Here is a 14720-nt window from a genome sequence, read left to right on the forward strand (position 1 = left end):
CGGCTTGCCGCTACCTCGCGGCGATTGTCAGGTCTTCGACGAGGTTTTTCAACACAAGAAAGTCACCGGAACTTGTGCAGTCGGGCATGTCGAGCGTCAGGTTGCGGGTCCGCAGCTTGGCGTCGCCCCGCAGTTCGAGCGTCTGCGCCTCGACCGGCTGGTTGCAGTTGGTTGCGGTGATCTCTGCCTCGACGGTCAGGTGCACGTCGCCGCTGCGCTGTGCCGTGCCGGTGGGGAAGGAATAGACCTCCGCCCGCAGGGCATCGGGTGCATCGGAATGGCCGAGCACCGTCATGAAACCGCCGTTGCCCTTCGCGGCAGAGCCGAGGTCGCCTGCCGCGCCGGACCAGACGTGGCCGGGGCCGAAGTAGTCCTCGGTGAATTCGCGGGCGTGCAGGCCAAGACCGGCATCGCCTTTCCACTGCACCACAACGCGGTCGTAGAACGGCAGGGAAGACACCTCGGTCATCGCGGTGGCGCCGTCGCCGGAGGCGAAGCTGGCGATGAAGAGGGCGTTTTCCGCCAGCGCCGGAACGGTCACGTTCAGGGTGCCGTCAGAGTCGGTCACATCGGTGAACATCATGCCGTGATGATGCAGGGTTACGCGCTCCGATGCGTTGCAGGGGGCGGAGAGCGTGAGGTCCACCATCGCGCCGGCGGTCGCAGCGGCTGTCATGGAGATGTCGCAGGACGCCACGGGGGCCGGTTCCCGCGAGGGGGCGGGGAGGGTTTCCATGTCGCGGTCATCGGCGGCGGCAAAGGTGATCACTGCCTCCGCTTCCACCTCGGGCTCAGGGGCGCGGGGTGCCATCGCCGGGATTCCGGTCATGACACCGGGCATCGCGGCAACAGCGGGGGCGGCGACAAGCGTCACGGGGGCCGGGCTGGTGGTGCCCATGTCCTCGGCCAGCGGGGAGCGCGCGGCGCCGATGTTGCCGGAGGATGTGGGGGTCACGCCGGTCACAGCGATCTGCTGCCCGGTGGGGGCCAGCGCCTGCTGTTGTCCGGGCAGGGCCACGCCGTACTGCATGATGTAGCCGATCCCCAGCGCACAACACAGGGTGACGCCGCCAAGCACGAGGCTCTTCTTGTGGTTTTTCGTCAGTTCCAGCAGCTTGGACATTCCTTGGCTCCTGTCCTTTAGGGTCGGGGACGAAAATCGCTCGGAAACGTGGCCATCGTTGGGCTGCAAGGCGGACAGATCGCGGCGTTTCACCTATTTGGCGAAAAAATTAAGGAATTGTCACGGGATAATGCAAGAAACGAAGGGGTGCCCGTGGGTCACGGACACCCCTTTCTTAACCATTTGCGACTCGGGTCAGGTCAGGCTGCCGTGGCAGTGCTTGAACTTCTTGCCCGAACCGCAGGGGCAGGGATCGTTGCGGCCGGGGTTGCCCCAGGTCGTCGGATCGGTCTCGTCGAACGCGGGCGCCGCGCCGTCGGGGGCGGTGGCGTTCTCGTCCGGCAGGGCCGCCTGTGTGGAGGCCGCGTCGGCACGGGCCTTGAGCGCGCGCTGCATCGCCTCCTGCTGCTGGCGCAGCTCCTGCATCATCTTCTGGCGCTCTTCCTCGGTCATCGGGCGGACCTGCGCGAGCTGTTCGGTCACCGTCTCCCGCAGGCTTTCCAGCAGGTTCTGGAAAAGCTGGAAGGCCTCGGTCTTGTACTCGTTCAGCGGGTCGCGCTGCGCGTAGCCGCGGAAGCCCACGACGGAACGCAGGTGTTCCAGCGTCAGAAGGTGCTCGCGCCACTTCTTGTCGATGGTCTGCAGCAGAACCTGCTTCTCGATGGAGCGCATGGTCTCCGGTCCGAAGGCTTCCTGCTTCTCGGCCATGATCTTGTCGGACTCGTCACGCAGCCGTTCGGCGATAACGTCCTGATCGACGCCGTCCTCGTCGCCCCATGCCATCAAGGGAGCATCGACGCCCAGCTTCTCGATGCAGGCGGCGTAAAGGCCCTGCATGTTCCACTGGTCGGCGTAGGTCTTCGGCGGGCAGTAGGTATCCACCAGCTCGTCGATGATGTCGTGGCGCATGTCGGTGACGATCTCCGACAGGTCCTTCGCTTCCATGATCTCGCGCCGCTGGGCAAAGATGACCTTCCGCTGGTCGTTCTGCACGTCGTCGAACTTCAGCAGTTGCTTACGGATGTCGAAGTTGCGGCCCTCGACCTTCGCCTGCGCGCGTTCGAGCGACTTGTTCACCCAAGGGTGCACGATCGCCTCGCCTTCCTTCATGCCGAGCTTGCCCAGCACGTTGTCGAGACGGTCGGAGCCGAAGATCCGCATCAGGTCGTCTTCGAGCGAGAGATAGAAGGAGGAGCGGCCCGGGTCGCCCTGACGGCCCGAACGGCCGCGGAGCTGGTTGTCGATGCGACGGCTTTCGTGACGCTCCGTCGCCAGCACGAAGAGACCGCCGGCCTCCTTCACGGCGCCTTCGTCGGCGGCATGGGCCTGCTCGATCTCGGCGCGGATCTCGTCGGGGTTGCGGTCCGGGTGGGCGGCGATGGCCTCCATCACCTTGAACTCGACGTTGCCGCCCAGCTTGATGTCGGTGCCGCGGCCCGCCATGTTCGTCGCGATGGTCACCGCACCCAGCTTGCCGGCGTCGGCGACGATCTGCGCCTCCTGCTCGTGCTGGCGGGCGTTCAGGACGTTGTGCTTCAGCCCGACTTCCTGAAGCATGCGGCTCAGCATTTCGGACTTCTCGATGGAGGTGGTGCCGACGAGAACCGGCTGGCCCTTCTTGTGCGCCTCGCCGATCTCCTCGACGATGGCGGCGTACTTCTCGCGCGCGGTGCGGAACACCTTGTCGTCGTCGTCAATGCGGGCGATCGGGCGGTTGGTCGGGACCTCGACGACGCCCAGGCCGTAGATTTCCATGAATTCGTCGGCCTCGGTCACGGCCGTACCGGTCATGCCGCCCAGCTTGTCGTAAAGACGGAAGTAATTCTGGAAGGTGACCGACGCCAGCGTGACGTTCTCAGGCTTGATTTCCAGCCCTTCCTTGGCCTCGATGGCCTGGTGCAGGCCGTCCGACAGGCGGCGTCCGGCCATCATGCGGCCGGTGAACTCGTCGATCAGCACGACCTCGCCGTCGCGGACGATATAGTCCTTGTCCTTCTGGAACAGCTTGTGCGCCCGGATCGCCTGGTTGACGTGGTGCACGACGGTCGTGGATTCCGGATCGTAGAGCGTCTGCCCCTCAGGCAGAAGGCCGCGGGCGTGCAGGTGCTCTTCGAGGTACTCGTTGCCCTCGTCGGTGAAGGTCACGTTGCGGGTCTTCTCGTCGACCTCGTAATGCTCTTCCACCAGTTCGGGGATCAGCTTGTCGACGGAGATGTAAAGCTCGGACCGGTCCTCGGAGGGGCCGGAGATGATCAGCGGCGTCCGCGCCTCGTCGATCAGGATGGAGTCCACCTCGTCGACGATGGCGTAATAATGGTCGCGCTGGTGGATCTGGTTCAGCTCCGACTTCATGTTGTCGCGGAGGTAGTCGAAGCCCAGCTCGTTGTTCGTCGCGTAGGTGATGTCGCAGGCGTAGGCCTGGGCCTTCTCGTCCTCGGGCTGGCGCGGATAGACCGTGCCGCAGGTCATGCCGAGCGCGTTGTAGACCTTCGACATCCATTCGGCGTCGCGCGTGGCGAGGTAGTCGTTCACCGTGACGATGTGCACGCCGCGCCCGGTCAGCGCGTTCAGGTAGGCCGGGAAGGTGGCGACCAGCGTCTTGCCCTCGCCGGTCTTCATCTCGGAGATGTTGCCCTGGTGCAGGAAGATCCCGCCCATCAGCTGCACGTCGAAGGCGCGCAGGCCAAGCGCCCGCCTCGCGGCCTCGCGGCAGTTGGCGAAGGCTTCCGGAAGGATGTGGTCAAGGCTTTCGCCCTTCGCCACGCGTTCCTTGAATTCGGCGGTTTTCGCGATCAGGCCGGCGTCGTCGAGCTTCTCGAACTCGGGCTCCAGCGCGTTGATCTTTTCCACCAGCGGGCGGGTGGTCTTGATCTTGCGGTCGTTCGGCGTTCCGAACACCTTGCGCGCGATTTTTCCCAACATGCCTGGTTACCTGTTCCCGGTTTCGTGTGCGGCATCTGCTTGCCCGCCTCGTACCGAGCCCATATGACAGGCTAGGAGACCGGCCACGCAGGGCCCTTGCGGCATGTAGTCGGCAGGCCGGAAAGTGTCAACGCCGCCCGCTATCACGGGACAGGCATCAGGAGGACGGTATGTCTAAAACCACGCAAGGTCGGGTCACTCTCACGCTCAGCACGGCGCTGCTTGCGCTGACGTTGGCGATGCCCGCGGCGGCGGAAAGCGCCGGACAGGGAGAGGAAACCACGACCGAAGGCCACTCGATGGATGCGACCGGGCAGGGCTCCGGCATGATGGCCGAAGGCGCGGCCGCTGAAGAGCCGGCCGAGGAGGCCGCCCCGTTCACCGCCGAAGACCTCGGGCGGGTCGTGGCGACGGTGGGCGGCACCGACATCACCGTCGGTCACATGATGGTCGCCAAGGCCAGCCTACCGCAGCAGTACCAGCAGATCCCCGACGCCCAGCTCTGGGACGGACTGCTGCAGCAGCTGATCCAGCAGGAGGTCCTCTCGCAGTCCAAGGACGCCGAGGAGACCGACCTCGTCCGGCTGTCGATGGAGAACGAGCGCCGCTCGCTGCTGGCGGCTGTGGCGATCACCACCGTGGCAGACCGCGCCGTGACCGAGGAAGAGGTGCTTGCGATCTACCAGCGCGACTACGTCGACGTGGAGCAGGGCAAGGAATACAACGCCTCGCACATCCTTCTGGAAACCAAGGAGGCCGCCGAGGAAGTGCTGGCCGAGGTCAAGGGCGGTGCCGACTTCGCCACCGTCGCGCGCGAGAAGTCGACCGGCCCCTCCGGCCCCAACGGCGGCTCGCTGGGCTGGTTCGGTGCCGGCATGATGGTGGAGCCCTTCCAGGTCGCGGTTGAATCGCTTGCCCCCGGCGACGTCACCGGCCCGGTGGAGACCCAGTTCGGCTGGCACGTCATCAAGCTGAACGAGACGCGGACCCAGGAAGCGCCGGAGCTCGAGACGGTGCGCGCGGAAATCGTGCAGCAGATCCAGCAGGATAAGGTAGAAGAACACATCGACTCGCTGATGCGGCAGATGGACGTCACCCGGATGCCGCAGGGCACCGTCGATCCGTCGATCCTGTCCGAGACGCAGCTTCTGGAGAACTGAGAATGCCGCCGAAGTCCCCGCTTGCCCCGGAAACCTTTCCGGACCTTCCCGTCATCGCGGGCGTGCGCCTGTCTGCCGTTGCGGCAGGGGTGAAATACAAGAACCGCACCGACGTGATGCTGGCCGTGCTCGATCCGGGCTCGGTCGTGGCGGGGGTCTTCACCCGCTCGGCGACGCGCTCCGCCCCGGTCCTCGACTGCCAGGCCAAGCTGGCGGGCGAGGGCGGTGAAGGTGCTGCGATCCTCGTGAACTCCGGCAACTCCAACGCCTTCACGGGCCGGGCCGGCGACGGCTCGGTCGCGGCCATATGCGCGGCGGTCTCCGCCGCCACCGGCCTCCCGGCGGAACGCGTCTTTACCGCCTCGACCGGCGTGATCGGCGTCCCGCTGCCTCATGACCGCATCATCGCGAAGCTCGACGAGGCGGTCTCCGCCCTCTCGGCAGAGGGCATCTCCGACGCGGCGGCGGCCATCATGACCACCGACACCTTCCCCAAGGGCGCTTCTGCCGAGGTTTCGGTGGGCGGCAAGACCGTGAAGATCGCCGGGATCGCCAAGGGCTCCGGCATGATCGCGCCCGACATGGCGACCATGCTGGTCTACATGTTCACCGATGCGAAGATCGGCCGCGCCGACCTGCAGAAAATCGTGTCTGAGGCCAACGCCCGCACCTTCAACAACATCACCGTGGACAGCGACACCTCCACCTCCGACTCCCTTATCATGGGGGCCACCGGGGCCTCCGGCGTCGATGTGACCGGCAATGCCGACTTCGCTGCGGCGGTGGAGGACGTGATGCGCGACCTCGCCCACCAGGTGGTCCGCGACGGCGAGGGCGCCACCAAGTTCGTGACTGTCACCGTGACGGGTGCGGCCACCGACGCCGACGCCCGCACGCATGCCCTGTCCATCGCCAACTCGCCGCTGGTCAAGACCGCCATCGCAGGTGAGGACCCGAACTGGGGCCGCATCGTGATGGCCGTTGGCAAGTCCGGCGCCGCCGCGGACCGCGACCGGCTGACCATCCGCTTCGGCGATGTGCTTGTCGCGGAAAAGGGCTGGGTCGCCGAAAGCTATGCCGAGGAACAAGGTGCGGCGGTGATGAAGCAGGCAGAGATCCCGATCAATGTGGACATCGGTCTGGGCACCGGCACCGCCACCGTCTGGACCTGCGACCTGACCCACGGCTACATCACCATCAACGCCGATTACCGCTCGTAATCCACCGAACCGGCGCCCGCTCCTTCATCTTGGCCGAAATACCTCGGACTCGTGGGGGGCTGGCCCCCCACGAGCCTGCGCCAAAGGGAGCGCCGCCCATGAAGATCGTCCTCGTTTCCGCCGTAGCCCTCATCGATCCCGACGGGCGCGTGCTGCTCGCACAGCGCCCTGAGGGCAAGTCGATGGCCGGCCTCTGGGAATTTCCCGGCGGCAAGGTCGAACCCGGCGAAACGCCGGAGGCTGCCCTGATCCGCGAACTTCAGGAGGAACTGGGGATCGAGACCTGGGACAGCTGCCTTGCGCCTCTGACCTTCGCCTCTCACACCTACGAGACTTTCCACCTGCTGATGCCGCTGTTCGCCTGCCGGAAATGGAAGGGCGTGGTGCAGGGCAAGGAGAACCAGGCGCTGAAGTGGGTGCGGGCGCAGCAGCTGAAGGATTACCCCATGCCCCCGGCCGATATCCCGCTGATTCCGATTCTCCGCGACTGGTTGTAAGGTTCCGGTTTGTCCACAGGTTAAGGTGGATTTTCGGTATGAAAGTTGAAAAATTCACCTAATCGTTTCCTGCGTGCACAATAAACCCGCGGAAACGTGTCATTTCTGTGACTTTAGAAGATAGTAATTTTGTCCGGTTACGGTATATTCGGCTGGGTCATCTGTGTCTGGGAGGATTTGACATGCTGAAGACGATCACGATCGGAAACTACATTTCCGTCCAGGGTATGCTTGAACAGCAACTGCCCGACGGTCGGATGTCGGTACGCGTAGGTAACACGGTCTACACGGGACACCCCGTGATGGGCAAAGCCGCCGCCTGACGACGGCTTGGTGACAGCGCCCTTCGGGGTGACTTTATGCGATTGGCGAAAAGGCTCCCGTTTGTTCGGGGGCCTTTCGTTCTTTCAGGCCATCGGCAACGCGCAATCGTCCGCCTGGGAACAAAGGAAAAGGCCGCAACCCGGGTGGGTCGCGGCCTTGTTCATGTCTTGGGTGCGTCCGGGATCAGTCCAGCGTACGCACGATCTCTTCACGCTCGAAGATCTCGATGACGTCCTGCGGGCGGATGTCGTCGTAGTTCTCGAACGCCATGCCGCATTCCTGGCCGGAGATGACCTCGGCCACCTCGTCCTTGAAGCGCTTGAGCGTCTTCAGCGTGCCCTCGTGGATCACCACGTTGTCGCGCAGGAGGCGGACACCGGCAGAGCGGCGTGCCACCCCTTCGGTGACCAGACAGCCCGCGACCTTGCCGACGTTGGAGACCTTGAAGACCTCCTTGATCTCGGCGTAGCCGATGAAGTTCTCGCGCACTTCGTTGGACAGCAGGCCGGAGGCCGCCTTCTTCACGTCGTCCACGAGGTCGTAGATCACCGAGTAGTAGCGGATCTCCACGCCCTTCTGGTTCGCGGCATTCCGCGCCGGTGCGTTGGCACGGACGTTGAAGCCGATGACCGGGCAGCCCGACGCTTCGGCAAGGCCGACGTCGGTTTCGGTGATGGCGCCGACACCCGAGTGCAGCACGCGCACGCGCACCTCGTCGTTGCCGATCTTCTCCATCGCCTGAACGATCGCCTCGGCAGAGCCCTGAACGTCCGCCTTAACAAGGATCGGCAGTTCGGAGACGTTCTCGTCGTCCTTGGCCTTCTGCAGAAGCTGGTCCAGCGTGGTCGCTGCACCGGCGGCTGCGCGCTTCTCCTTGGCGGCGTGGGCACGGTATTCCGCGATCTCGCGGGCCTGTGCTTCGGTTTCCGTCACGTTGAGCACGTCGCCGGCTTCGGGTGTGCCGTTGAGGCCCAGGACCTCGACAGGCACGGAGGGGCCGGCTTCCTTCACGCGTTCGCCCTTGTCGTTGATGAGCGCACGGACCTTGCCGTACTGCTCGCCCACGACGAAGATGTCGCCCTGCTTCAGCGTGCCCTTCTGCACCAGAACGGTGGCCACGGGGCCACGGCCCACGTCGAGCTGCGCTTCGATCACGGCGCCTTCGGCGGCACGGTTCGGGTTGGCCTTCAGCTCGAGGATCTCGGCCTGAAGCGCGATGGCTTCGAGCAGCTGATCCAGGCCCTGGCCGGTATGCGCCGAAACCTCGACGTCCTGCACGTCACCGGACATCTCTTCCACCACGACTTCGTGCTGGAGAAGGTCGGTGCGCACCTTGGTCGGGTTCGCGGAATGCTTGTCGACCTTGTTGATCGCCACGATCATCGGGACACCCGCCGCTTTCGCGTGGGAGATCGCCTCGACCGTCTGCGGCATCACGGCGTCATCCGCCGCAACCACCAGCACGACGATGTCCGTCACCTGTGCACCACGGGAGCGCATGGAGGTGAAGGCGGCGTGGCCCGGGGTGTCGAGGAACGACAGCACCTGGCCGTCTTTCGTCGTCACCTGGTAGGCGCCGATGTGCTGGGTGATCCCGCCGGCTTCGCCGGAGGTCACGTTGGTCTGACGGATCGCGTCGAGCAGCGAGGTCTTGCCGTGGTCGACGTGGCCCATGATCGTGATGACCGGCGGACGCGGCAGAAGATCTTCTTCCTTGTCCTCGACCGATGCGATCACGTCCTCGACGTCGGAATCGGAGACGCGGGTCACGCGGTGGCCGAATTCCTCGATGATGAGTTCGGCGGTGTCCGCGTCGATCGACTGGTTCTGCGTCGCCATGATGCCGGACTGCATGAGCGCCTTCACCACGTCTGCCACGCGCTCCGCCATGCGGTTCGCGAGTTCGGCGACGGTGATCGCCTCGGGCAGCTTGACGTCGCGCACGACCTTCTCGCGGTTCTGCTGGCCGCCCATCGCCTTCTGGCGCTGGCGTTCCTGCTTGCGCTTCATCGCGGCGAGCGACTTCTGACGGCCACCCTCGCCACCGGAAAGCGCCTGGTTCAGGGTCAGCTTGCCCGAGCGGCGACCGGAATCGTCGCGGCCACGGCCACGGCCGCGGTCGTCGTTCTCGTTCTCGCGGCGGGCCGGCGGGGCCTTGTCCTTGACGTCGCGCGCCTTGCGGGCGGGCTCGCCTTCGGCGGGCGCGGGCTGGGCAGCGGCCTGAGCGGCGGCTTTCGCCTTGCGCTCTTCGGCTTCCTTCGCCTCGCGGACCTTGCGGGCCTCGTCTTCCGCCTTGCGGCGCAGGGCTTCTTCGGCCTCGCGCTGCTCGCGTTCCTTCTGTTCCTTTTCGGCGCGGAGGCGCTCACGCTCTTCGGCGCGGGCTTTTTCCTCTTCTTCGCGCTTGGCCTGTTCGTCGGCCTCGCGGGCCTTCGCGGCCTGAAGCGCCTTCAGGCGGCGCTCCATCTCTGCATCGGTAATGCCGGCCGGCCGCTTGCCCGAGCCGCCCACAGGGCCACCCTTGCCGCCGCCTGCGCCGGCTGCCGCACCGGCACCCGGCTTCGGCACCACAACGCGCTTGCGCTTGGTTTCCACCACGACGTTCTTGGTGCGTCCATGGCTGAAGCTCTGCTTCACGCTGCCGGACCGGCCGCCACCACGAACCCCCAGGGTTTTCTTGCCGTCGTTATCGCTCATCAAACGTCTTCATCCTTTCCGGCGGGTTTCGCCGCCGCGAGCCGCTTTCGCGTCCATCGGTTCGGGCGCAACGCGGAGTCCTTTCAAGCGCATGGCTTCCTCTACAATACGCGGCACGAGTCCGCCAGAGCCAAGCGCGGCGTGTATAACAGTTTGTCGACCGAAGGCCGCGCCCAACTCGTCCGCGGTCAGCCAGCCGATATATCGCCCGCCGTAAGGCGTGCTCAATTTCGTTTTGCCCCGGCCAGAGCCGTCTTCGGCCTGGATCAGGACAGAGGCCTCCTCCATCTGGAGCATGGCCTTCACCTTCTCGTAACCCGCTATGGCTTCCCCCGATTTGCGGGCCAGCGAGATCAGGTCGATCACGCGTCGGGCCAGCATCTGTTCGAGAAGATCCGCCAGGCCGTCAGGAACCTGAACGGGTTGCTTCGCGGCGCGGGAGAAAAGGCCCTTCTTAACGGCTTTTTCCAGCGCGGCGCGGTCAGCAGAGACATATAGGCCTCTTCCGGGCAATTTTCCAGCCAGATCGGGCACAATCCTTCCGTCGGGGCCCGCGACAAAGCGCACGAGCCCGTTCTTCGGTTGCACTTCGCCCGTGGCGATGCACTTCCGTTCAGGTCCGTCTTCGCGGTTGGTGTCGCGGCCCCCTCGGGTCAATCGCTTACTCCTCGGCCTCTTCGGTGGCTTCTTCTTCCGTTTCCTCGGAAGACGAAACCAGCTCTTCGGGGTCGACCCAGCCCAGCATCACGCGGGCGGTCATCACCATGTTCTGCGCTTCCTCGAGGTCGATGCCGAACTTCTCCAGCAGGCCGTCGTCCTTGACGCGCTGACCGTCCTGGGTGGTCCAGCCGCCGGCCAGCTCCCAGTCGGCGCAGGTGGCGAAGTCCTCGAGCGTCTTCACGCCGTCCTCGGCGAGGGCGACCACCATCTGCGGGGTCAGGCCCTCGAAGGCCAGCAGGGTGTCGTCGGCGCCAAGTTCGCGGGCCCGGGCTTCCGCCTTGCGGGCCTGCTCTTCGAGGTATTCCTGTGCACGGGTCTGAAGCTCCGCCGCGGTGTCCTCGTCCACGCCGTCGATGACCAGCAGTTCGTCCATCTCGACGTAGGCGACTTCCTCGAGGTTGGTGAACCCTTCGGAAACCAGCAGCTGGGCAAAGAATTCGTCGAGGTCCAGCGTGTCCATGAACAGCTGCGTGCGCTCCTCGAATTCCTTCTGGCGGCGCTTCGATTCCTCTTCCTCGGTCATGATGTCGATGTCGAGACCGGTGAGCTGCGAGGCCAGACGCACGTTCTGGCCGCGACGGCCGATGGCGAGCGAAAGCTGCTCGTCCGGCACGACGACCTCGATGCGCTCTGCCTCTTCGTCCAGAACGACCTTCGACACTTCGGCCGGTTGCAGCGCGTTCACGAGGAAGGTCGGCACGTCCTCGTTCCACGGGATGATGTCGATCTTCTCGCCCTGCAGCTCGTTCACGACGGCCTGCACGCGGGAACCGCGCATACCCACGCAGGCGCCGACCGGGTCGATGCCGTTGTCGTAGGAGATCACGGCGATCTTGGCGCGGGAGCCCGGGTCGCGGGCCACGGCCTTCACCTCGATGATGCCGTCGTAGATCTCCGGCACTTCCATCTTGAAGAGCTCGCGCATGAATTCCGGCGCGGTGCGCGACAGGAAGATCTGCGGGCCACGGGTCTCGCGGCGGACGTCCTTGACGTAGCAGCGGATGCGGTCGCCCGGGCGATAGCTCTCGCGGCCGATCTTCTCGTTGCGGCGCAGGATCGCCTCGCCCCGGCCCACGTCGACGATGACGTTGCCGTATTCCTCGCGCTTGACCAGACCGTTGATGATCGTGCCGGCGCGGTCCTTGAATTCCTCGTACTGACGGTCACGCTCCGCTTCGCGGACCTTCTGGAGGATGACCTGCTTGGCGGACTGCGCGGCGATGCGGCCCAGTTCGACGGGCGGGACTTCCTCGACGTAGGTGTCGCCGATCTTCGGGTCGGCCATGTACTGCTTGGCCTGCTGGACGGTCAGTTCCGCCTGGTAGTTCTCCAGCTCCTCGTCCTCGACCACGGTGCGGACGCGGGTGAAGGTCGCGCGGCCGGTCTTGCGGTCGATGGAGACGCGGATGTCCATCTCCGCGCCGTAGCGGGACTTTGCCGCACGGGCGAGGGATTCCTCCATCGCCTCGACCACGAGACCGGGGTCGATCATCTTCTCGCGCGCGACTGCCTCGGCGGTCTGCAGGAGCTCCAGCTGGTTTGCAGAGGTGATTGCCATCTCTTATTCCTCCTCGGGCGTGTCGGCCTCGATGTCGTCGTACTTGTTTTCGTCCAGTGCGGCCGTCTTGCGGGCCTTGAGCATCTCGCGGACCAGCTCGTCGGTCATCACCAGCTTCGCGTCTGCGAGCCAGTCGAACTGCAGGCCGATCGTGCCCTCGTCCACGTTGATCAGAACCTCGGAGCCTTCGACCCCGGCCAGGATACCACGGAACCGCTTGCGGCCCTCTATCAGTTCGTCGGTTTCCAGCTTGGCTTCATAGCCTTCATACGTGTCGAAATCCTTGAGCCGCGTCAGCGGGCGGTCGATCCCCGGAGAGGAGACCTCCAGCGTGTAGGCTTCGACGATCGGATCCTCGACGTCGAGCACGGCGGACACGGCGGTCGAGATCGCCGCGCATTCGTCGACTTCGATCCCGCCCTCGGGACGTTCGGCCATGATCTGCAAAAGCGGCGTGTTGCCGCCCTGCAGGCGGATGCGGACAAGTTCGAACCCCATGTCCTCGATGACCGGGGCGAGGATCTCGGCAAGGCGCATGTCCATGCCGGTCTTTGCGATCATATTGGTCATTTCTATCGGGCCTTTCGGGCGCAGAAACAAAAAAGCGGGCCAGCGGCCCGCTCATCTTATCGGTGGGCGCTGCGGCCTCGCGGCCCCAGCTCCTCGCTGTTGAGGGCGATATAGGCGAGCGCGGCGCGGGACGCAAGCGGATTCGCTGCCGCGGCGGCGGAGGGGGGGCGCCGCCCCCCGCCTTCGGCTCCCCCCGAGGTATTTTCGCCAAGATGAAGGCATGGGCGCGTCTCCATCTTCATCTTGGTCCAAATACCTCGGGGGAGCCCACGCAGTGGGCGGGGGCGGAGCCCCTTTCAGGTCATGACATCCGGCGCGGTCCGGCCGGACCGTTCCTTGAGGCCGGTCAGGTCGTCCACGGCCGCGGCGATAGGGGCGAGCGCTTCCTGCGTCTCGATCGTCAGGTCGCCGTCCGGGGCTTCGTAGCGTTCGAGGTAGACGCGGATCGTGGCGCCCTCGGTGCCGGTCCCGGAGAGGCGCATCACCGCCCGGGCACCGTCGTCGAAGAACACGCGCATGCCCTGGTTGTGGCTCACGGAGCCGTCGACCGGGTCGGTGTAGGAGAAGCTGTCGATCTTCTCGATCCCCGCGGGCAGCGGGCCGTCCACCCTGGTCTTGAGGTCGGCCATGATGCCTTCGGCAATGGCGCTGTCCACGGCTTCGTAGTCGTGGCGGGAGTAATAGTCGCGCCCGTAGGTCTGCCAGTGGTCCAGCAGGATGTCCTTCACGCTCATCTTGCGCTTCGCAAGGATGTTGAGCCAGAGCAGCACCGCCCAGAGGCCGTCCTTCTCCCGCACGTGGTCGGAGCCGGTTCCGGCGCTTTCCTCGCCACAGAGCGTGGCCTTTCCCGCATCGAGGAGGTTGCCGAAGAACTTCCAGCCGGTGGGGGTCTCGTAGGCGCCGATGCCCAGCTTATCGGCCACGCGGTCGGCGGCGCGGGAGGTGGGCATGGAGCGGGCGACTCCAGCCAGTCCGCGCTCGTACCCCGGGGCCAGCGGCGCGTTGGCGGCCAGCACCGCAAGGCTGTCCGAGGGGGTCACGTAGATCCCCTTGCCGAGAATCATGTTGCGGTCGCCGTCCCCGTCGGAGGCGGCGGCGAAGTCAGGGCCATCCTCCGACATCACCATGTCGACCAGCGGCTTGGCCCAGATCGGGTTGGGGTCCGGGTGGCCCTTGCCGAAGTCGACCGATGGTACGCCGTTCAGCACTGTGCCTTCGGGCGCGCCCAACATGCCTTCGATGATCGCCTTGGCATAGGGGCCGGTGACCGCGTGCATCGCGTCGAAGCGCAGGGTGAAGCCGTCCGCGATCAGCGCCCTGATGGCGTCGAAATCGAAGAGCGTCTGCATCAGCGCCGCGTAGTCGGTCACCGGGTCGACGATCTCGACCGTCATGCCGCCCAGCGTGGTTTCGCCGATGGCCGAGAGGTCGAGGTCCGCGGTGTCCAGCGTGTAGTATTCCGTCAGCGTCTGCGTCTGGTCGAAGATCGCCGCCGTCACCCCTTCGGGTGCGGGGCCGCCGTTCGAGATGTTGTACTTGAGGCCGAAATCCTCGTCGATGCCGCCGGGGTTGTGGCTGGCCGACAGGATCAGCCCGCCGTCGGCGCCGCGCACCCGGATCAGGTTCGACGCGGCGGGCGTCGACAGCAGCCCGTGCTGTCCGACGATCGCCCTCGAAGCGCCGCCCGCGGCGGCCATGCGCAGGATCGTCTGGATGGCCTCGGCGTTGAAGTAGCGTCCGTCACCGCCGATGACGAAGGTCTTGCCCGCGCAGCCGCCGATGGCGTTGAAGATCGACTGGACGAAGGCCTCGACATAGCCCGGCTGCATGAACACCCGGGTCTTCTTGCGGAGGCCCGAGGTGCCGGGTTTCTGTCCCTCGAAGGGCGAGATCGGTTTGGTCACGGGTGTCATCGGGCAAAGTCCTTTCCGT

11 protein-coding genes are annotated in these 14720 nt (G+C 65.4%); 4 read left to right on the forward strand and 7 right to left on the reverse strand.

Features of this window, described 5'->3' with window-relative positions:
- Window positions 1–10: 10 nt before the first annotated feature.
- Together CDO87_RS11340 and secA are read right to left on the reverse strand one after the other, a co-directional pair.
- On the reverse strand, window positions 11–1123 hold the full coding sequence (locus tag CDO87_RS11340) for a translocase (RefSeq protein ID WP_100928886.1): 1113 nt from the start codon (window positions 1121–1123) through the stop codon (window positions 11–13).
- A gap of 195 nt (window positions 1124–1318) precedes the next feature.
- A complete protein-coding gene (gene secA, locus CDO87_RS11345) occupies window positions 1319–4045 on the reverse strand; it encodes a preprotein translocase subunit SecA (RefSeq protein ID WP_100928887.1) in 2727 nt (908 codons plus the stop codon).
- A 170-nt stretch (window positions 4046–4215) separates the two neighbouring features.
- Here secA and CDO87_RS11350 point away from each other — a divergent pair, with 170 nt between their 5' ends.
- The 4 genes from CDO87_RS11350 (at window position 4216) to CDO87_RS27000 (ending at window position 7245) form a co-directional block, all read left to right on the forward strand.
- Complete coding sequence (locus tag CDO87_RS11350; protein WP_100928888.1) at window positions 4216–5205, forward strand: peptidylprolyl isomerase; 990 nt, start codon at window positions 4216–4218, stop codon at window positions 5203–5205.
- Between the two features lie 2 nt (window positions 5206–5207).
- Window positions 5208–6425 carry a bifunctional glutamate N-acetyltransferase/amino-acid acetyltransferase ArgJ gene (gene argJ / locus CDO87_RS11355; RefSeq protein WP_100928889.1) on the forward strand — a complete coding sequence of 406 codons (1218 nt, stop codon included), beginning with the start codon at window positions 5208–5210 and terminating at the stop codon, window positions 6423–6425.
- Window positions 6426–6523: 98 nt separating this feature from the next.
- Window positions 6524–6922 (forward strand): 8-oxo-dGTP diphosphatase MutT, encoded by a 399-nt coding sequence (mutT, locus tag CDO87_RS11360; RefSeq protein WP_100928890.1) that lies wholly within the window; start codon window positions 6524–6526, stop codon window positions 6920–6922.
- 182 nt (window positions 6923–7104) lie between these two features.
- Window positions 7105–7245, forward strand: coding sequence for a hypothetical protein (locus CDO87_RS27000; RefSeq protein WP_198521699.1), 141 nt, complete (start codon window positions 7105–7107; stop codon window positions 7243–7245).
- A gap of 184 nt (window positions 7246–7429) precedes the next feature.
- Here CDO87_RS27000 and infB read toward each other — a convergent pair whose 3' ends face one another.
- The 5 genes from infB to CDO87_RS11385 all read right to left on the reverse strand — a co-directional run bounded on the left by infB (window position 7430) and on the right by CDO87_RS11385 (window position 14701).
- Window positions 7430–9940 (reverse strand): translation initiation factor IF-2, encoded by a 2511-nt coding sequence (gene infB / locus CDO87_RS11365; protein ID WP_100928891.1) that lies wholly within the window; start codon window positions 9938–9940, stop codon window positions 7430–7432.
- A 9-nt stretch (window positions 9941–9949) separates the two neighbouring features.
- Complete coding sequence (locus CDO87_RS11370) at window positions 9950–10597, reverse strand: RNA-binding protein (protein WP_100928892.1); 648 nt, start codon at window positions 10595–10597, stop codon at window positions 9950–9952.
- A gap of 4 nt (window positions 10598–10601) precedes the next feature.
- Window positions 10602–12218 carry a transcription termination factor NusA gene (nusA, locus tag CDO87_RS11375; RefSeq protein WP_100928893.1) on the reverse strand — a complete coding sequence of 539 codons (1617 nt, stop codon included), beginning with the start codon at window positions 12216–12218 and terminating at the stop codon, window positions 10602–10604.
- 3 nt (window positions 12219–12221) lie between these two features.
- Window positions 12222–12788, reverse strand: a complete 567-nt coding sequence (rimP, locus tag CDO87_RS11380) for a ribosome maturation factor RimP (protein ID WP_100928894.1) — start codon at window positions 12786–12788, stop codon at window positions 12222–12224.
- A 296-nt stretch (window positions 12789–13084) separates the two neighbouring features.
- Window positions 13085–14701 (reverse strand): alpha-D-glucose phosphate-specific phosphoglucomutase, encoded by a 1617-nt coding sequence (locus CDO87_RS11385; protein ID WP_100928895.1) that lies wholly within the window; start codon window positions 14699–14701, stop codon window positions 13085–13087.
- Between the last annotated feature and the right edge of the window lie 19 nt (window positions 14702–14720).

This window comes from Sagittula sp. P11 (assembly GCF_002814095.1).
Classification (GTDB): Bacteria; Pseudomonadota; Alphaproteobacteria; order Rhodobacterales; family Rhodobacteraceae; genus Sagittula.